The 18,280-nt window shown below is 61.7% G+C and carries 14 protein-coding genes; 5 read left to right on the forward strand and 9 right to left on the reverse strand.

What is annotated here, in order from left to right:
• Positions 1-50 precede the first annotated feature (50 nt).
• Complete coding sequence (gene hutU, locus G7009_RS24430) at positions 51-1,724, reverse strand: urocanate hydratase (protein ID WP_181132602.1); 1,674 nt, start codon at positions 1,722-1,724, stop codon at positions 51-53.
• Positions 1,725-1,866: 142 nt separating this feature from the next.
• On the reverse strand, positions 1,867-2,613 hold the full coding sequence (hutC, locus tag G7009_RS24435) for a histidine utilization repressor (RefSeq protein WP_181132603.1): 747 nt from the start codon (positions 2,611-2,613) through the stop codon (positions 1,867-1,869).
• A 106-nt stretch (positions 2,614-2,719) separates the two neighbouring features.
• Here hutC and G7009_RS24440 point away from each other — a divergent pair, with 106 nt between their 5' ends.
• Entirely contained in the window at positions 2,720-4,084 is a 1,365-nt protein-coding gene (locus tag G7009_RS24440) for a formimidoylglutamate deiminase (protein ID WP_181132604.1), read from the forward strand.
• 63 nt (positions 4,085-4,147) lie between these two features.
• On the opposite strand, the gene G7009_RS24445 is transcribed toward G7009_RS24440, so the two are convergent.
• The 5 genes from G7009_RS24445 to G7009_RS24465 all read right to left on the reverse strand — a co-directional run bounded on the left by G7009_RS24445 (position 4,148) and on the right by G7009_RS24465 (position 9,371).
• Positions 4,148-4,720 (reverse strand): lipocalin family protein, encoded by a 573-nt coding sequence (locus G7009_RS24445; RefSeq protein ID WP_181132605.1) that lies wholly within the window; start codon positions 4,718-4,720, stop codon positions 4,148-4,150.
• Positions 4,717-4,971 carry an outer membrane protein assembly factor BamE domain-containing protein gene (gene bamE / locus G7009_RS24450; protein WP_181132606.1) on the reverse strand — a complete coding sequence of 85 codons (255 nt, stop codon included), beginning with the start codon at positions 4,969-4,971 and terminating at the stop codon, positions 4,717-4,719. Before bamE ends, G7009_RS24445 begins: the two co-directional genes overlap by 4 nt.
• Before the next feature lie 195 nt (positions 4,972-5,166).
• Positions 5,167-5,763, reverse strand: a complete 597-nt coding sequence (locus tag G7009_RS24455; protein WP_181132607.1) for a DUF924 family protein — start codon at positions 5,761-5,763, stop codon at positions 5,167-5,169.
• A 3-nt stretch (positions 5,764-5,766) separates the two neighbouring features.
• Positions 5,767-6,777 (reverse strand): class 1 fructose-bisphosphatase, encoded by a 1,011-nt coding sequence (locus G7009_RS24460; protein ID WP_181132608.1) that lies wholly within the window; start codon positions 6,775-6,777, stop codon positions 5,767-5,769.
• Between the two features lie 143 nt (positions 6,778-6,920).
• The gene (locus G7009_RS24465; protein ID WP_181132609.1) at positions 6,921-9,371 is read right to left on the reverse strand and encodes a glycogen/starch/alpha-glucan phosphorylase; all 2,451 of its coding nucleotides are present in this window, start codon (positions 9,369-9,371) and stop codon (positions 6,921-6,923) included.
• A gap of 181 nt (positions 9,372-9,552) precedes the next feature.
• Here G7009_RS24465 and G7009_RS24470 point away from each other — a divergent pair, with 181 nt between their 5' ends.
• Positions 9,553-9,963 (forward strand): YkgJ family cysteine cluster protein, encoded by a 411-nt coding sequence (locus G7009_RS24470; protein WP_181132610.1) that lies wholly within the window; start codon positions 9,553-9,555, stop codon positions 9,961-9,963.
• Positions 9,964-10,045: 82 nt separating this feature from the next.
• Here the strand turns inward: G7009_RS24470 and typA are convergent, their stop codons facing one another.
• The gene (gene typA, locus G7009_RS24475; protein WP_181132611.1) at positions 10,046-11,866 is read right to left on the reverse strand and encodes a translational GTPase TypA; all 1,821 of its coding nucleotides are present in this window, start codon (positions 11,864-11,866) and stop codon (positions 10,046-10,048) included.
• A gap of 127 nt (positions 11,867-11,993) precedes the next feature.
• On the reverse strand, positions 11,994-13,448 hold the full coding sequence (gene thiI, locus G7009_RS24480) for a tRNA uracil 4-sulfurtransferase ThiI (RefSeq protein ID WP_181132612.1): 1,455 nt from the start codon (positions 13,446-13,448) through the stop codon (positions 11,994-11,996).
• A 332-nt stretch (positions 13,449-13,780) separates the two neighbouring features.
• Between thiI and glnA the strand changes: the two genes are divergently transcribed.
• From glnA to ntrC, 3 genes are all read left to right on the forward strand, one after another.
• The gene (gene glnA, locus G7009_RS24485) at positions 13,781-15,187 is read left to right on the forward strand and encodes a glutamate--ammonia ligase (RefSeq protein WP_181132613.1); all 1,407 of its coding nucleotides are present in this window, start codon (positions 13,781-13,783) and stop codon (positions 15,185-15,187) included.
• 463 nt (positions 15,188-15,650) lie between these two features.
• A complete protein-coding gene (gene glnL / locus G7009_RS24490; RefSeq protein ID WP_181132614.1) occupies positions 15,651-16,736 on the forward strand; it encodes a nitrogen regulation protein NR(II) in 1,086 nt (361 codons plus the stop codon).
• On the forward strand, positions 16,733-18,169 hold the full coding sequence (gene ntrC / locus G7009_RS24495) for a nitrogen regulation protein NR(I) (RefSeq protein WP_181132615.1): 1,437 nt from the start codon (positions 16,733-16,735) through the stop codon (positions 18,167-18,169). Before glnL ends, ntrC begins: the two co-directional genes overlap by 4 nt.
• The last annotated feature ends 111 nt before the right edge of the window (positions 18,170-18,280 follow it).

The raw sequence follows: 18,280 nt of genomic DNA on the forward strand, positions 1-18,280 counted from the left end.
GGAAGCCGGTCGGTTCCTGATGGGGTCGACCATCGTTCGCTGCAGGGCGGTCAGCCGCTGATCATCGGCAAGTCGAGCCCCTGCTCGCGGGCGCAGTCGATGGCAATCGGGTAACCGGCATCGGCATGGCGCATGACCCCGGTGCCTGGATCGTTGGCCAAGACCCGGGCGATACGCTCGGCGGCGGCGTCGGTGCCGTCACAGACGATGACCATGCCCGAATGCTGGGAGAAGCCCATGCCGACCCCGCCGCCATGGTGCAGCGATACCCAAGTCGCGCCACTGGCGGTGTTGAGCAAGGCGTTGAGCAAGGGCCAATCGGACACGGCGTCGGAGCCGTCGCGCATGGCTTCCGTCTCACGGTTGGGGCTGGACACGGAGCCGGAGTCGAGATGATCGCGGCCGATGACGATCGGTGCCGACAGCTCGCCGCTGCGCACCATTTCGTTGAAAGCCAGCCCGAGCCTGGCGCGCTGTCCCAGGCCGACCCAACAAATGCGGGCCGGCAGGCCTTGGAAGCTGATGCGTTCGCGGGCCATGTCCAGCCAGTGATGCAGGTGGGCGTCATCGGGGATCAGTGCCTTGACCTTGGCATCGGTCTTGTAGATGTCCCGCGGATCGCCCGATAGCGCTACCCAACGGAAAGGCCCGATCCCACGACAGAACAACGGGCGGATATAGGCCGGGACGAAACCGGGAAAGTCGAAGGCGTTGGTGACACCCTCCTCCAGAGCCATCTGGCGGATGTTGTTGCCGTAGTCGAAGGTCGGAATGCCCTGGCGCTGGAAGTCCAGCATGGCGTTGACATGCACGGCCATGGATTGCCTGGCCGCCTTGACCACCGCGCCAGGTTCGCTCTGCGCGCGATCGCGATAGTGCTCCCAAGTCCAGCCGGCCGGCAGGTAGCCATTGAGAGGATCGTGAGCGCTGGTCTGGTCGGTGACCATATCCGGACGTACCCCGCGCCTGACCAGCTCTGGCAGGATCTCGGCGGCATTGCCGAGCAAGGCGATGGAAATGGCCTTGCCTGCGCCGGTGTAGCGGGCGATGCGCGACAGGGCGTCATCCAGGTCTTGCGCCTGCTCGTCTACATAGCGGGTGTTGAGACGCAGATCGATGCGGCTCTGCTGGCATTCGATGTTCAGCGAACAGGCACCGGCCAGGGTCGCGGCCAGTGGCTGGGCGCCGCCCATGCCGCCGAGCCCGGCGGTCAGGACCCATCTGCCCGTGAGATCGCCGTTGTAATGCTGGCGGCCGGCCTCGACGAACGTCTCGTAGGTACCCTGGACGATGCCCTGGCTGCCGATATAGATCCAACTGCCGGCGGTCATCTGCCCGTACATGGCCAGGCCCTTGGCATCCAGCTCGTTGAAGTGCTGCCAATTGGCCCAATGCGGCACCAGGTTGGAGTTGGCGATCAGCACGCGAGGCGCGTTGGCGTGGGTCTTGAAGACCCCGACCGGTTTGCCCGACTGTACCAGCAGGGTTTCATCGTCCTCGAGGCGGGTCAGGGTCTCGACGATCTTGTCGTAGCAGGCCCAGTTGCGCGCGGCTCGGCCGATACCGCCGTAGACCACCAGCTCCCTGGGGTTCTCGGCGACCTGCGGATCGAGGTTGTTCATCAGCATGCGCAGCGGCGCTTCGGTCAGCCAGCTCTTGGCGGTCAGGGCATTGCCCCGGGGCGCACGAATTTCGACGTCACGGTATTTATTATTGTCAGTCACGGTGAAAACCCCTTGCGGTCGGTCCGACGGCGGGTGAATCGTGGCGACTATACAAGCACACCCCTGCTTGTATGTACAAGCATAGGCAATTCGATCGGAGGGAGTTGCCTGGTCGCATCCAGCACACGAGCGCGCTGCGGGCTTACTTGCTGAAGCGTCCCTCAAGGCGATGGCGAGAACCGGGATGAATGAGCCGCGCCGAGGTCACCGGCGAGCGTCCGGACCAGGTTCTTCGACGGATGAGCAGGCAGGGTTCGCCGCGCTCTATCTGCAACAGGCGGCATTCCTCCGGATCGGCGAGGATGGCTTCGACGACATGTTCGCCTTCCGTCAGCGGAGCCACTTGCGAGAGGTACGCATAGGGCGTCTGCAGGGTGAAATCCTGCTGGAGATAGTCAGGGGCGATCAAAGCGTTGACGTAGCGATCCTCGATCTGCACCGGTACCGCGTTTTCGAAATGCACGATCAAGGAATGATAGACCCGCTGGCCTTCACGCAGGTCCAGAGCCAGCGCACGCTCGGCGCCCGCCGCTTCGGCGGCCAGGGCGATGACCTGGCAGCTGTGCCGATGGCCGCGCGCGGCGATTTCGTCCGCGATGTTGTTGACCTCGAACAATGCGGAGCGGGACTTGGGCTCGGCCACGAAAGTGCCCACTCCCTGCATGCGTACCAGCAAGCCGTCGGCCGTCAGTTCGCGCAGCGCGCGATTGATGGTCATGCGGCTGAAGCCGAGCTGGCTGACCAGCTCGCTCTCGGACGGCACGCGATGATGGGGCGGCCAGCTACCCTTCTCGATCTGCCGGATGATCATCTGCTTGACCTGGGCGTAGAACGGCGCAGGCCCTTGGCCGATCCGGGTAGCCAGCGGGGAAACGGGAGGTGTCGGCACGGCGCTGCATCCTTTGGACGATGGGAGGTGGTCGCAAACTGGAGTTTACCCAAGGGGCAAAATAATCGTATATGTATATACAACTCATCGGCACAGGATTTCCTCCATGCCCGCCTTCTTTGCCGAACGCGCCTTGTTGCCCGGCGGATGGTCCAGCAACGTTCGCCTCGAAGTCTCTGTCGACGGCCGCATTGCCAGTGTCGAAACCGAGGCATCGGCGGATGATGCCCAACGCCTGGACGGCCCCCTGTTGCCAGGCATGCCCAACGTGCATTCGCATGCCTTTCAGCGGGTCATGGCGGGTCTTGCCGAAGTGGCGGGCGATCCGAACGACAGTTTCTGGAGCTGGCGCGAGCTGATGTACCGGCTGGTCGCCAGGATCACGCCGGATCAACTCCAGATCATTGCCCATCAGCTATACATCGAGATGCTCAAGTCAGGCTACACCTCGGTGGCCGAATTCCACTATGTGCACCATGACCCCTCGGGGTGCGCCTACGCCGATCCGGCAGAGCTGTCTCGTCGCATCAGCGCCGCGGCCGACACCAGCGGGATCGGCCTGACCTTGCTACCCGTGCTCTACAGTCATGGAGGCTTCGGCGGCCAGGCCCCGCACGCCGGGCAGAGCCGTTTCCTCAACAATACCGAGGCCTACCTGCGCCTGCGGGAACATCTCGCGCCCCTCGTGACTCAGACCCCAGCCCAGTGTCTGGGCTTGTGCTTCCACTCTCTGCGCGCCGTAACGCTCGAGCAGATCACGAGCGTGCTGACTGCCAGCGACAAGACTTGTCCGGTACATATCCACATCGCCGAACAACAGAAGGAAGTCGACGATTGCCTGGCCTGGAGCGGGCGTCGCCCGCTGCAGTGGCTGTATGAAAACGTCGACGTCGACCCGCGCTGGTGCCTGGTGCATGCCACTCATGCGCAGCCCGACGAAGTCGGCGCCATGGCCCGCAGCGGCGCCGTGGCGGGACTGTGCCTGACGACAGAGGCAAACCTCGGTGACGGTGTGTTCCCGGCGGTCGATTACCTGGCGCAGGGTGGACGCCTGGGCATCGGCTCGGACAGCCATGTGTCGTTGAGCGTGGTCGAGGAACTGCGTTGGCTCGAATATGGCCAGCGCCTGCGCGATCAGCGACGCAACCGGCTGTATCGTCACGGACAGCCCGACATCGGGCAGACGCTGTATACCGCGGCAATGGCCGGGGGTGCACAAGCGTTGGGGCAGCCGGTCGGCGAACTGGCGGCGGGCAAGCGCGCCGATTGGGTGGTGCTCGATGGGCTCGATCCCTATCTCGCAGCCGCCAGCGCCAGCGATGTCATCAATCGTTGGTTGTTCGCCGGCAGTGACAGACAGGTGCGTGACGTCATGGTCAACGGCAAATGGGTGATACGCCAAGGTAGCCATGCGCTCGAGGAACAAAGCGCGCGGGCCTTCGTCGGCGTACTGAGGGAGCTGTTGGACTGATGCGGCGTCGAGCCTGCCCGCAAGATTCAACACCCTGCAAGCGGCACGCCAGGCTCAAGCGCCTCAATGCGCCCGCGCGATCTCCTTGTCCGCCATCCGCCAGATCATCCGGGAAGTGTCATACCCCTGCTGCCGTGCCTTGGCCAGGAGGTGTTCACGCTCCACCGCCGGCAGGTTCGGGGTACGCGAGAGGATCCACAGGTATTTGCGATCGGGGCTGCCGACCAGTGCCGTGCGGTAACGCTGATCGACATAGAGTATCCAGTAATCGCCTTTGGCCACGCCTGGCAGCAGGCGCGAGAACCAGTTGTCGAATTCGACCCAGAGCCTGTCGGTCTGTCCTGGCGTCTGCAACGTCGCGCTACCCTCCGCGCTCTGCCATTCGCCTTCAAGGGTACGACAACGGTTGAGCACGCCGACCGTGCCATCAGTCCTGAGGTTGTAATGCGCCTCGGACTGCGCACAGTCACGCTGGAAATACATCGGCAGGCGGGCCAGCTCGAACCATTTGCCCTCGTAACGCTTGAGATCGACTTCGCCCGCGGTCTTTGGGGCCAACGAGTCTTCGGGGGTCGTGGCACAGCCGCCGATCAACAGTACGGCACCCAGTGCCAGCAACAGGGCGCAACGCCTCATTTGAGGCCCTGCCCCGAATACATCAGCACCTTGTCGGTCGCGTACTGCACACTGATGAAGCTCTTCTCGTCACCCCAGGTGCAACTGCTCATGCCGAGCGCGCCGGAGCACTCTTCAGGCGCTCCCAACAGTTGCTCGACCTCTGCCTTGGTCATGCCGGCCCTGAGTTTCGAATAGTTTTCCTGGTTGATCTTGTTGCAGGCGGTCAGGACGACGCACAGGGACAACAGGGCGAGTGAACGCAACGACATTAAAGGGCTCCTGGACAGGGGATACTCAAGCGAGGATCTGCAGGGACCTTAGAAGGGAAAAAGGCGCCTCGGTTCCGTAGGAGCGAGACGGAATTGTCGCCGTCGGGCAAGCGCGTTCATGGCCAGGGAAAGCGAGCGAAGAAGCTGCACTGCTCGCACCAGCAAGGCCCCGGGTCATCGCCGGGGCCCTGCGGGTCAGAACCGCGAACCGGGTTCCAGGAGGTAGTCCATCTCTTCGCTGGTGCTGGGACGACCCAGGACCAGGTTACGATGCGGGAAGCGACCGAAACGCTCGATGATGCGCTGATGCTGCTCGGCATAGTCGAGGAAGCCTTCGAACAACCGACGATGGGTCTCCGGCTGTTCCTCCAGCAAACTCCGGTAGCGCTCGACGCACAGGTTCTGCCAGTCCAGCACTTCGGCATGTTCCAGCACCAGCAGCACGAATACCCGCTGGATCGGCAGGAGCTGATAGTCCCAGTTCTTCTGCAGCCCCTGCATGACCACCACCTGGGCACGTCGATCACCTTCGAAGGCGCGTAGCGTGTCGCGGTGGATCATGCGCGGCAACTGGTCCAACAGCAGGATCAGGCCCAGCCAGCCCTGGGGGCTCTCCTGCCATTCGTCCAGCCCCCCGGCGAGAGCGTGCTCGACCAGGTCACCGAAGCGCTCGCGCGCCTCGTCGTCGTGGTGCTTGCCGAACCAGAAGGTGCTCTTCTCGTCAGCGACGTCCTGGGGGCTTCTGCCCCAGCCGAACCACCACGCCAACAACGGCTGCCAAGGTGCGAGCATGACTTACTCCTTGTGGTAGGCAGTAACGCGCTCGACCTCTTCCTTCGAGCCGAGGATCACCGACACGCGCTGGTGCAGGCCGTCCGGCTGGATGTCGAGGATGCGCTGGTTGCCGTCGGTGGATGCGCCGCCGGCCTGCTCGATGATGAAGGACATCGGGTTGGCTTCGTACATCAGGCGCAGCTTGCCTGGCTTGGAAGGATCGCGGGCGTCGCGTGGGTACATGAACAGGCCACCACGGGTCAGGATGCGATGCACGTCGGCAACCATCGAGGCGATCCAGCGCATGTTGTAGTTCTTCTTCAACGGACCGGTCTCACCGGCCAGCAGCTCGCCGACATAGCGCTGCACCGGCGCTTCCCAGTGGCGCTGGTTGGACATGTTGATGGCGAACTCGGCGGTGCTTTCCGGGACCTTGATGTTCTCGTGGGTCAGGACGAAGCTGCCCAGTTCGCGGTCCAGGGTAAAGCCCTTGACGCCATTGCCCAGGGTCAGGATCAGCATGGTCTGCGGGCCATAGATCGCGTAACCGGCGGCAACCTGCTCGGTACCTGGCTGCAGGAAGGCCTTCTCGTTCAGGTTCTCGTTCTGGGTCAGGTACTGGTTCGGGCAACGCAGCACCGAGAAGATGGTCCCGACCGAGACGTTGACATCGATGTTCGAGGAGCCGTCCAGTGGGTCGAAGACCAGCAGGTAGGCGCCTTTGGGGTACTTGCCCGGAATCTGGTAGGCGTTGTCCATTTCCTCGGAGGCCATGCCGGCTAGGTGGCCGCCCCACTCGTTGGCTTCGAGCAGGATCTCGTTGGAGATCACGTCGAGCTTTTTCTGGACTTCGCCTTGCACGTTCTCGGTGCCCATGCTGCCCAGTACGCCGCCCAGGGCGCCCTTGGAAACGTTGTGGCTGATTTCCTTGCATGCACGCGCCACCACTTCGATCAGGAAGCGCAGATCGGCAGGGGTATTGTTGCTACGGGTCTGCTCAATCAAATAGCGACTCAGGGTAACGCGGGACATGTGTGGCTCCGAAGGCATGGGGAGGGGAAAAACTCCCGCAGTTTACAGGGAGAGTTGAAGGCTAGCGAGCAATGAGATAACGCCTGGCCGATCAGACGGCACAACGGCCCGGGAGTTCAGCACTCCCCGGGCCGATGGTCGCGTCAGTCCAATGCCTTCCAGATATCCGTGGCGTACTCGCGGATAGTCCGGTCGGAAGAGAACCAGCCCATGTGCGCCGTATTGAGCACGGCGGTGCGCCACCAGGCCTGCGGCTCGTGCCAGAGGTCCTCGACGCGTTGCTGGGCGTCCCAATAGGCGTCGAAATCGGCGCAGACCAGGAAGCGGTCGTGGTCCACCAGCGAATCCACCAGCGCGGTATAGCGCGCCGGATCGTCCGGCGAGAACACGCCGCTGCGGATGGCCTGGAGCACATCGTTGAGCCGGTGCGAAGCGGCGATGGCGGAAGCGGCGCCGAAATCGCCACTGCGTCGACGTGCCTCGACCTGCTGGGCGGTCAGACCGAAGATGAACATGTTCTCGGTGCCTACCTGCTCCGACATCTCGACATTGGCACCGTCCAGCGTACCGATGGTCAAGGCGCCATTGAGCCCGAACTTCATGTTGCTGGTGCCGGAGGCTTCATAGCCCGCGGTGGAAATCTGCTCGGACAGGTCAGCCGCCGGGATGATGCTTTCCGCCAGGCTGACGTTGTAGTTGGGCAGGAACACGATATTGAGCAGGCCACGCACGGTCGGGTCATTGTTGACTACCCTGGCGATGTCGTTGGTCAGCTTGATGATCAGCTTGGCCTGGTGATAGCTGGCAGCGGCCTTGCCCGCGAAGATCTTCACCCGCGGCACCCAGTCGGTGCTCGGTTCGGCACGGATGGCCTGATAGAGCGCCACGGTATGCAGCAGGTTGAGGAGCTGACGCTTGTACTCGTGGATGCGCTTGACCTGGACGTCGAACATTGCCTCGGGGTTGATCGTGATCCCCAGGCGCTCCTGGATGATCCGGGCCAGCGCGCGCTTGCTGTGCAGGCGCTGGGCGGCGAATTGACGACGGAAATCGTCCTGCTCGGCGAACGGCGCCAGTCCTACGAGACGGCCTTCCGGGTCGTCCAGTATTTCCTTGCCCAGGGCCTCGACCAGCATCGCCGTCAATTGCGGATTGGACTGGTACAGCCAGCGGCGGAAGGTGATGCCGTTGGTCTTGTTGTTGATCCGCTGCGGATAGAGCTTGTGCAGTTCGGAGAAGACCGTGATACGCATCAGCTTGGTGTGCAGGGCCGACACGCCGTTGACGCTGTGCGAGCCGAGAAACGCCAGGTTGCCCATGCGCACCCGACGGCCATTGTCCTCTTCGATCAGCGACACCGAGCGCAGGACATCGAAGTCATGCAGGCCTTTGGCACGCAGGGCATCGATATGGTAGGCATTGATCAGGTAGATGATCTGCATGTGCCGCGGCAGCATCCGCTCCATCAGCGATACCGGCCAGGTTTCGAGCGCTTCGGGCAGCAGCGTATGGTTGGTGTAGGCCAGCGTGCCGACGGTGATTTCCCAAGCGGTGTCCCAAGGGATTTCATGCTGATCGACCAGCAGGCGCATGAGCTCGGCCACGGCGATCGAAGGGTGGGTGTCGTTCAGCTGGATCGCGGCCGCGTCTGGCAGGTTGAGCAAGGTCTCGTGCATGTTCAGGTGGCGGCGCAGCAGGTCCTGCAGCGAAGCCGAGACGAAGAAGTACTCCTGGCGCAGACGCAACTCCTGGCCGGCCTCGGTACTGTCGGCGGGATAGAGTACACGCGAGATGCTCTCGGCACGGGCCACTTCGGCGACCGCGCCGAGGTGGTCACCGGCGTTGAAGCGCTCCAGGTGCAACTCTTCCAGTGCGCGTGCGCGCCACAGGCGCAAGGTGTTCACACAGGCGCCACGCCAGCCGACCACGGGGGTGTCGTAGGCCACCGCACGCACCGTTTCGCCGGGGGTCCAGACCTGCCGTTGCTGGCCTTCGGCATCGGTCAGTGTTTCCACGCTGCCCCCGAAGCTGATGGGGTAGATCACCTCGGCGCGCTCGAACTCCCAGGGGTTGCCGAAATCCAGCCAGTTCTCGGTCTGCTCCTGCTGCCAGCCATCGACGATCGCCTGACGGAACAGTCCGTGCTCGTAGCGGATGCCGTAGCCATGAGCGGCAAGGCCCAGGGTCGACATGCTTTCCATGAAACATGCCGCCAGACGCCCGAGGCCGCCGTTGCCCAGCGCCGCGTCCGGCTCGAGCAGACGGATGCGCTCGACATCGACATTCAGGCCGTCCAACGCTTCACGGGCGATGTCCAGCAGCCCCAGGTTGCTCAAGCTGTCGTACAGCAGGCGACCGATGAGAAATTCGAGCGAAAGATAGTAGACCCGCTTCTGGCTGCGCCGGTATGTCTGCCGGGTGTGATCCATCCAGTGATCGACCATATGGTCGCGTGCCGCCAGTGCGATGGCCTCGAACCAATCATGTTCGAACGCGTGCTCGGGGTCTTTTCCGACCGCGTAGGTGAGTTTGGCCAGTACAGCGGCGCGAAAGGCAGCCACCTCTGCGTCACGTGCGTTGGGTTCCTGAGACATGCTGGGTCCTCTGGCAAGTCGACGAATACGGATGGAGATGTTCAGACTAGTCGCTTCGACACGGAGCGGCAGCGACGGTTCGCGGTTTTCTCGCATGCGTTACCAAAGCGTCGAAAGGTTGTTCACAAATTGAACAACTCCGGTATCATCGCGCGCCCATGACAGTCACCAGCCTATAAAGATGAAAACGACCCTGATCGCCGCCGCCGAAGTCGACCGCCTGGACACTTGGCAACGTTATGCCAGCCACATGTGCGGTGGCTGCCATTCCACCTGCTGCACCTTGCCGGTGGAAGTGAAGATCAGAGACCTGATCCGGATTGGCGTGGTGGACGAATTCGAGAAGGATGAACCGCCGAAGAACGTCGCCAAGCGCTTGCAGAAGGAGGGCATCATCGAGCGCTTCAACCAGAAGTCCGGGATCTTCACCCTGACCCGGATGAGCAACGACGACTGCCTGTACCTGGACCGCAAGAGCCGCCTGTGCACCATCTACGACAAGCGCCCGGACACTTGCCGCAACCACCCCAAGATCGGCCCGCGGCCGGGGTATTGTGCATATAAGCCGAAGGCGCCGACCGTCGGGCGCTGAAACGACCCCGCCGATCGACCACACAAACAAAAACGCCCCCGGTCTTTCGACCGGGGGCGTTTTCATTCAGCCTGACCGAAGATCAGTTCTTGGCTTTCTTGGCAGCGCGGGTACGCTCGCCTTCGTCCAGGATCTTCTTGCGCAGACGGATCGACTTCGGCGTGACTTCGCACAGCTCGTCGTCCTGGATGAATTCCAGGGCCTGTTCCAGAGTGAAGCGAACAGGTGGAACCAGCGCGATGGTTTCGTCTTTACCGGAAGCACGCATGTTGTCGAGCTTCTTGCCCTTGGTAGGGTTGACGCCCAGGTCGTTGTCGCGGCTGTTCAGACCGATGATCTGGCCGTTGTAGATTTCCTGGCCGTGCTCGACGAACAGCTTGCCACGCGCCTGGAGGGTTTCCAGGGAGTAGGTCAGTGCCTTGCCGGTCTCGACCGAAACCAGTACGCCGTTCTGACGACCGGACATGTGGCCGGACTTCATGGTGTCGTAGCGATCGAAGATCGAGGTCAGGATGCCCGCACCGTTGGTCAGGGTCAGGAACTGGTTACGGAAACCGATCAGACCACGCGCCGGGATGTTGTACTCGAGGCGTACGCGGCCCTTACCATCCGGAGCCATGTTGGTCAGGTCGCCCTTACGCAGACCCATCTCTTCCATGACCTTGCCCTGGGCTTCCTCAGGGATGTCGATGGTGACGTTCTCGAACGGTTCCTGCTTGGTACCGTTGACTTCGCGGATGATCACTTCAGGACGGCCCACGGCCATCTCGAAGCCTTCACGGCGCATGGTTTCGATCAGAACCGACAGGTGCAGCTCACCACGGCCGGACACCTTGAAGCGGTCGGCCGAGTCGCCTTCTTCAACGCGCAGGGCAACGTTGTACAGCAGCTCCTTGTCCAGACGCTCCTTGATGTTACGGCTGGTGACGAACTTGCCTTCCTTGCCGCAGAACGGCGAATCGTTGACCTGGAAGGTCATCGAAACGGTTGGCTCGTCGACGGTCAGCGGCTTCATCGCTTCGACAGCGGTCGGGTCGCACAGGGTGTCGGAGATGAACAGTTCGTCGAAACCGCTGATGCAGACGATGTCGCCAGCCTGGGCTTCTTCGACGTCGATGCGGTGCAGACCGTGGTGACCCATCAGCTTGAGGATACGGCCGTTGCGCTTCTTGCCGTCGGTGTCGATGGCGACCACCGGGGTGTTCGGCTTGATGCGACCACGGGCGATACGGCCAACGCCGATGACACCCAGGAAGCTGTTGTAGTCCAGTGCCGAGATCTGCATCTGGAACGGACCTTCGCGGTCGACGTTCGGCGCAGGGACGTTGTCGACGATCGACTGGTACAGCGGGGTCATGTCTTCGGCCATTTCGGCGTGGTCCAGACCGGCGATGCCGTTCAGGGCCGAGGCGTAGACGACCTGGAAGTCCAGCTGTTCGTCGGTGGCGCCGAGGTTGTCGAACAGGTCGAAGATCTGGTCCAGAACCCAGTCAGGACGCGCGCCCGGACGGTCGACCTTGTTGATGACAACGATCGGCTTCAAGCCGGCTTCGAAAGCCTTCTTGGTCACGAAACGGGTTTGCGGCATAGGGCCGTCTTGAGCATCGACCAGCAGCAGCACGGAGTCGACCATCGACATCACGCGCTCGACTTCACCGCCGAAGTCGGCGTGGCCGGGGGTGTCGACGATGTTGATGTGGTAGCCGTTCCAGTTGATGGCGGTGTTCTTCGCCAGAATGGTAATGCCGCGCTCTTTTTCCTGGTCGTTGGAGTCCATGACGCGCTCGTCGTTGAGCTCGTTACGCTCCAGGGTGCCGGACTGGCGCAGGAGTTTGTCGACCAGGGTGGTCTTGCCATGGTCAACGTGGGCGATGATGGCGATGTTACGCAGATTTTCGATCACAAATGTATCTCGATCAGAGGATTCGGTTGCCGCCCAGTCTAGGCGGCCAATATGAATGTAGAAGGCTCAGTGGGCCCGCTGGTCGGGAGGGCGATGGCGGATGCTGCCGCCATACAGCCCTGGCAGCTTATGCCGGACGATAAACACGCACATTGGCATGTCCCTCACTGAGCAGGTGATGCGCATGCAGGCGACTCATGACGCCCTTGTCGCAATAAAGAAGGTACTGACGGTTGCCATCGAGGTGCTTGAAGCGGCTGTTGATGGCATAGAAAGGCATGACCTGGACCTCAACGCCTTCGATCACCAGGGGTTCGTCTTCCTGGGCATCGGGATGGCGGATGTCGATGACGATCTGGCTCGGCAGGGCTTCGGCCACTTCCTCGATCTGAATGTCCTGGCCCAGCTCATCGATGACGTTGTCGATGGAGACGAAGCGGGCACGTTCCAGGGCACGTTCGAGCACGGCCATGTCGAACTGGTTTTCCTCGTGGGCGACCCGGTGCGGCTTGGCGCAGGTGGTCGGGTTCACCGAGATCACGCCGCAGTACTCAGGCATGTGCTTGGCGAACTCTGCAGTGCCGATCTGGTAAGCGGTGTCGATGATGTCCTGCTTGTGGCTGGCCAGCAGAGGACGCAGCACCAGCTTGTCGGTAGCCTGGTCGATGATCGTCAGGTTGGGCAGGGTCTGGCTGGAGACCTGGGAGATCGCCTCGCCGGTGACCAGGGCATCGATCTGCAGGCGATCGGCGATCCGGGCGGACGCGCGCAGCATCATGCGCTTGAGCGTCACGCCCATGTAGCTGTTGTCGACCTTGCCGAGGATCTCGCCGACCACTTCCTCGAACGGCACGCTGATGAAGAGCACGCGCTGGCTGCTGCCGTACTTCTTCCAGAGATAGTGTGCCACTTCCATCACGCCCAACTCGTGCGCACGACCGCCGAGGTTGAAGAAGCAGAAATGGGTCATCAGGCCGCGGCGCATCATCTGGTAGGCGGCCACAGTGGAGTCGAAGCCGCCGGACATCAGAACCAGGGTCTGCTCCAGCGCCCCCAGCGGATAACCGCCGATGCCCGGGTGCTGGCTGTGGATCACGTACAGGCGCTGGTCACGTATCTCGATGCGTACCTTGATTTCCGGGTCGCGCAGGTCGATCCCGGCGGCGCCGCACTGCTGACGCAGCTGACTGCCGACATAGCGGTCGACGTCCATCGAGGAGAAGTCGTGATGGCCGCCACGCTTGCAGCGCACGGCGAAGCGCTTGCCGACAAGCAGGTGACCGAAGTGCTGCTTGCACTTGGCGACGATATCGTCGAAGTCCCCCAAGGGGTACTCCTCGACCTGCAGGAAATGGGTGATGCCGGGCACGCAGCTTAGGCGCTCGACGATCTCGCGCTGAACCTTCTCGTCCTCGACGCGGGTAACCACCTCGAGATTATCCCAGACACCGTCGACCCGCAGCTCGGGATCCAGGTCCTTGAGCACGGTACGGATGTTCTTGCCGAGCTGACGGATGAAGCGCTTGCGCACCGGCCGGCTCTTGATGGTGATTTCCGGGAAGACTTTGACGATAAGTTTCATGAAATCCGTGCGCAATTGGCCTGCCAAAATTGAGGGGCGCGAATTATAGCGGAAATAGCCCAGGCTTTGAGCAACTTTTGTACAGACGGTTAAGAGCGCTCCAAATTGGTGCGCCTGCACCCAGGACCGCCTCTTATAAGTGCAGAAAACGGCCTTTCTCGATGCTCAAACACCAGAAAACGACTGATGTTGGCGCACCCTGGCCATTTTTGGGCACTGGCATGCAATTTGCTCCCTTGTGAGGCAGGTAAGCTTGGCCGACTATGCGCGCCCAGCGACACCCCTTTTCCAGGGCAGCAGCCTACCTTGCCCTAGACCATCCGGAGGACAACATGTCGAAGTCGGTTCAACTCATCAAAGATCATGACGTCAAGTGGATTGATCTGCGTTTCACGGACACAAAAGGCAAGCAGCAACACGTCACCATGCCAGCTCGCGATGCGCTGGAAGACGACTTCTTCGAAGCTGGCAAGATGTTCGACGGCTCGTCCATCGAAGGCTGGAAAGGCATCGAAGCCTCCGACATGATCCTCCTGCCGGATGACTCTACCGCAGTACTGGACCCGTTCACCGAAGAGCCGACCCTGATCCTGGTCTGCGACGTGATCGAGCCGTCCACCATGCAGGGCTACGACCGCGACCCACGCGCCATCGCGCACCGCGCCGAAGAATACCTGAAGTCCACCGGTATCGGTGACACCGTATTCGTGGGCCCGGAGCCCGAGTTCTTCATCTTCGACGAAGTGAAGTTCAAGTCCGACATTTCCGGCTCTATGTTCAAGATCTACTCCGAACAGGGTTCCTGGATGACCGACCAGGCCGTCGAAGGCGGCAACAAGGGCCACCGTCCAGGTGTCAAAGGGGGTTATTTCCCACTGCCGCCGGTCGACCACGACCACGAAATCCGCACTGCCATGTGCAACGCTCTGGAAGAAATGGGCCAGATCGTCGAAGTTCACCACCACGAAGTGGCGACCGCCGGCCAGAACGAAATCGGTGTGAGGTTCAACACCCTCGTTGCCAAGGCTGACGAAGTCCAGACCCTGAAGTACTGCGTGCACAACGTCGCCGATGCCTATGGCCGCACTGCTACCTTCATGCCCAAGCCTCTGTATGGCGACAACGGTTCGGGCATGCACGTACACATGTCCATCTCCAAGGATGGCAAGAACACCTTCGCCGGCGAAGGCTATGCCGGCCTGTCCGATACCGCTCTGTACTTCATCGGCGGCATCATCAAGCACGGCAAGGCGCTGAACGGCTTCACCAACCCGGCCACCAACTCCTACAAGCGTCTGGTTCCAGGTTTCGAAGCCCCAGTGATGCTGGCCTACTCGGCGCGTAACCGTTCGGCCTCGATCCGTATTCCCTACGTTTCCAGCCCGAAAGCACGCCGTATCGAAGCTCGCTTCCCGGACCCGGCTGCCAACCCGTACCTGTGCTTCGCCGCACTGCTGATGGCTGGCCTGGACGGCATCCAGAACAAGATCCACCCAGGCGATGCTGCCGACAAGAACCTGTACGACCTGCCGCCCGAAGAGGCCAAGGAAATTCCACAGGTGTGCGGCAGCTTGAAGGAAGCCCTGGAAGAACTGGACAAGGGCCGTGCGTTCCTGACCAAGGGCGGCGTGTTCTCCGACGACTTCATCGATGCCTACATCGAGCTGAAGTCCGAGGAAGAGATCAAGGTCCGTACCTTCGTTCACCCGCTGGAATACGACCTGTACTACAGCGTCTGATGCACTGAGGTCTGTCCTCTAGCAGTAAGAAATGGCCTCCTTCGTGAGGCCATTTTTCTTTCCGCCGACAGGCGAACAGAACGGTTCCCAGTGCTTGCGCAAGTTCCCTTGGACACACTCGGATCCTTTTTCCAAGGAGATTTCGATGTGCATGCTTTTTCGCCACTACTGGGCTTTCGCCGTCTTATAAGGGTGCGCCCCTTCCTGAACAGTCCTATGCTCTATATTGGTGCACCATAAGACGGATCAAAGCGCGCCATATCCCAAGTTGGTTCATGAATATCCTAATACCAGGAAATTCTCAGCCTTCCACGCGCGAATAAAGGTCTTTCTCCAGTAATACCGCTTCTTTTCGGAGCCTTGGTTTGTTTTTTGCATTTTCTTTCTGACTGCAGATAAACCGCGCGCACGCGCCCGGCCCAACCCAGGGCGCCCATGTGCCAAAAGAGGTCAACGACGCCCCATGACCATCAGCGATGCACAGCACCGTCTGCTTCTGGACAACCTGACCACCGCCACGCTCCTGCTCAACGCCGAATTGCGCCTTGAGTACATGAACCCTGCCGCCGAGATGCTGCTGGCCATCAGCGGCCAGCGCAGTCACGGGCAATTCATCAGCGAGTTGTTCACGGAGTCGACCGAAGCGCTCAATTCCCTGCGCCAAGCGGTCGAACTGGCGCATCCGTTCACCAAGCGCGAAGCGCAGCTGACCTCTTTGACTGGCCAGAGCCTGACTGTCGACTATGCCGTGACCCCTATCCTCAACCAGGGCCAGACCTTGCTCTTGCTGGAGGTTCATCCGCGTGACCGGTTGTTGCGCATCACCAAGGAAGAAGCCCAGCTGTCCAAGCAGGAAACCACCAAGATGCTGGTGCGTGGTCTCGCCCATGAGATCAAGAACCCGCTTGGCGGGATCCGCGGCGCGGCGCAACTGCTCGCACGCGAGCTGCCCCACGATGACCTGCGCGACTACACCAATGTGATCATCGAGGAAGCCGATCGCCTGCGTAACCTGGTCGATCGCATGCTCGGCTCCAACAAGCTGCCTTCGCTGGCCATGACCAACATCCACGAAGTGCTCGAACGGGTCTGCAGCCTGGTCGAAGCCGAAAGCCAGGGCTGCATCACGCTGGTGCGTGACTACGATCCGAGCCTGCCCGACGTATTGATCGACCGCGAACAGATGATCCAGGCCGTACTCAATATCGTGCGCAACGCCATGCAGGCCATTGGCAGCCAGAACGAACTGCGCCTGGGCCGCATCACCCTGCGCAGCCGTGCCATGCGTCAGTTCACCATCGGCCATACGCGCCACCGACTGGTGGCACGTGTCGAACTCATCGACAACGGCCCGGGCATACCCGCGGAACTGCAGGACACCCTTTTCTATCCCATGGTCAGCGGACGCCCGGACGGTACCGGGTTGGGGCTGGCCATCACCCAGAACATCATCAGCCAGCACCAGGGCCTGATCGAGTGTGACAGCCATCCCGGCCACACCACCTTCTCGATCTTCCTGCCACTGGAACAAGGAGCCACTGCCTCATGAGCCGAAGTGAAACCGTCTGGATCGTCGACGATGATCGCTCCATCCGCTGGGTCCTGGAAAAGGCCCTGCAGCAGGAGGGCATGACCACCCAGAGTTTCGACAGCGCCGATGGGGTCATGGGCCGCCTGGTCCGGCAACAACCCGACGTGATCATTTCCGATATCCGCATGCCGGGCACGAGCGGCCTAGACCTGCTGGCCCAGATCCGCGAGCAGCATCCGCGTCTGCCGGTGATCATCATGACGGCGCACTCCGACCTGGACAGCGCCGTGGCGTCCTATCAGGGCGGTGCCTTCGAATACCTGCCGAAGCCGTTCGATGTCGACGAAGCCGTTTCACTGGTCAAGCGCGCCAACCAGCACGCGCAGGAACAGCAAGGCCTGGATATACCGCCGGCCCTGACGCGCACGCCCGAGATCATCGGCGAGGCGCCGGCCATGCAAGAGGTGTTTCGCGCCATCGGACGCCTGAGCCACTCGAACATCACCGTGCTGATCAACGGCGAATCCGGGACAGGCAAGGAGTTGGTCGCACATGCCTTGCACCGCCACAGCCCACGGGCAGCCTCGCCGTTCATCGCGCTGAACATGGCGGCGATTCCCAAGGACCTGATGGAGTCCGAACTGTTCGGGCATGAGAAAGGCGCCTTCACCGGCGCGGCCAACCTGCGCCGGGGACGTTTCGAGCAGGCTGACGGCGGGACCTTGTTCCTCGACGAAATCGGCGACATGCCAGCCGACACCCAGACCCGCTTGCTGCGGGTACTGGCGGATGGCGAGTTCTATCGAGTGGGTGGACATGTGCCGGTGAAGGTCGATGTACGCATCATCGCCGCGACCCACCAGAACCTGGAAACCCTGGTGCAGGCCGGCAAGTTCCGCGAAGATCTCTTCCATCGCCTCAACGTGATTCGCATCCATATCCCGCGCCTGGCGGACCGTCGTGAAGACATCCCGACACTCGCCCGTCACTTCCTCGGGCGTGCCGCCCAGGAGCTGGCGGTGGAGCCGAAACTGCTCAAGCCCGAGACCGAGGAGTTCATGCGCAACCTGCCGTGGCCAGGCAACGTACGCCAGCTGGAGAACACCTGTCGCTGGATCACGGTCATGGCCTCGAGCCGGGAAGTGTTGATTGGCGACCTCCCACCTGAATTGCTCAACCTGCCGCAGGACGCCATTCCAGTGACCAATTGGGAACAGGCCCTGCGGCAATGGGCGGACCAGGCTCTCGCTCGCGGGCAGTCCAATCTGCTCGACAGCGCCGTGCCCAGTTTCGAGCGCATCATGATCGAGACGGCACTCAAGCACACCGCCGGTCGTCGACGCGATGCGGCGGTGCTGCTGGGCTGGGGGCGCAACACGCTGACACGCAAGATCAAGGAACTGGGGATGAAGGTCGATGGCGGGGATGACGACGAAAGCGAGGAGCATTGATCGAGATCGGCCAGGGCGGTCTTGCTCATCCATGCACCGATTCCGAGCCACCTGCACCGCCTGAAGGCACTCACGACCGAGAATACGCCTGTAATACACCGTCAAACCGCC

The organism is Pseudomonas capeferrum (genome assembly GCF_013523055.1).
Taxonomy (GTDB): Bacteria; Pseudomonadota; Gammaproteobacteria; order Pseudomonadales; family Pseudomonadaceae; genus Aquipseudomonas; species Aquipseudomonas capeferrum_A.

What these genes read in the sequence shown, in the direction of transcription:
- G7009_RS24445 (WP_181132605.1), bottom strand. Translation starts at nt 4,720, where the DNA reads ATGAGGCGTTGCGCCCTGTTGCTGGCACTGGGTGCCGTACTGTTGATC.
- bamE (WP_181132606.1), bottom strand. Translation starts at nt 4,971, where the DNA reads ATGTCGTTGCGTTCACTCGCCCTGTTGTCCCTGTGCGTCGTCCTGACC.
- glnL (WP_181132614.1), top strand. Translation starts at nt 15,651, where the DNA reads ATGACCATCAGCGATGCACAGCACCGTCTGCTTCTGGACAACCTGACC.
- G7009_RS24440 (WP_181132604.1), top strand. Translation starts at nt 2,720, where the DNA reads ATGCCCGCCTTCTTTGCCGAACGCGCCTTGTTGCCCGGCGGATGGTCC.
- glnA (WP_181132613.1), top strand. Translation starts at nt 13,781, where the DNA reads ATGTCGAAGTCGGTTCAACTCATCAAAGATCATGACGTCAAGTGGATT.
- G7009_RS24470 (WP_181132610.1), top strand. Translation starts at nt 9,553, where the DNA reads ATGAAAACGACCCTGATCGCCGCCGCCGAAGTCGACCGCCTGGACACT.
- G7009_RS24455 (WP_181132607.1), bottom strand. Translation starts at nt 5,763, where the DNA reads ATGCTCGCACCTTGGCAGCCGTTGTTGGCGTGGTGGTTCGGCTGGGGC.
- G7009_RS24460 (WP_181132608.1), bottom strand. Translation starts at nt 6,777, where the DNA reads ATGTCCCGCGTTACCCTGAGTCGCTATTTGATTGAGCAGACCCGTAGC.
- G7009_RS24465 (WP_181132609.1), bottom strand. Translation starts at nt 9,371, where the DNA reads ATGTCTCAGGAACCCAACGCACGTGACGCAGAGGTGGCTGCCTTTCGC.
- ntrC (WP_181132615.1), top strand. Translation starts at nt 16,733, where the DNA reads ATGAGCCGAAGTGAAACCGTCTGGATCGTCGACGATGATCGCTCCATC.
- thiI (WP_181132612.1), bottom strand. Translation starts at nt 13,448, where the DNA reads ATGAAACTTATCGTCAAAGTCTTCCCGGAAATCACCATCAAGAGCCGG.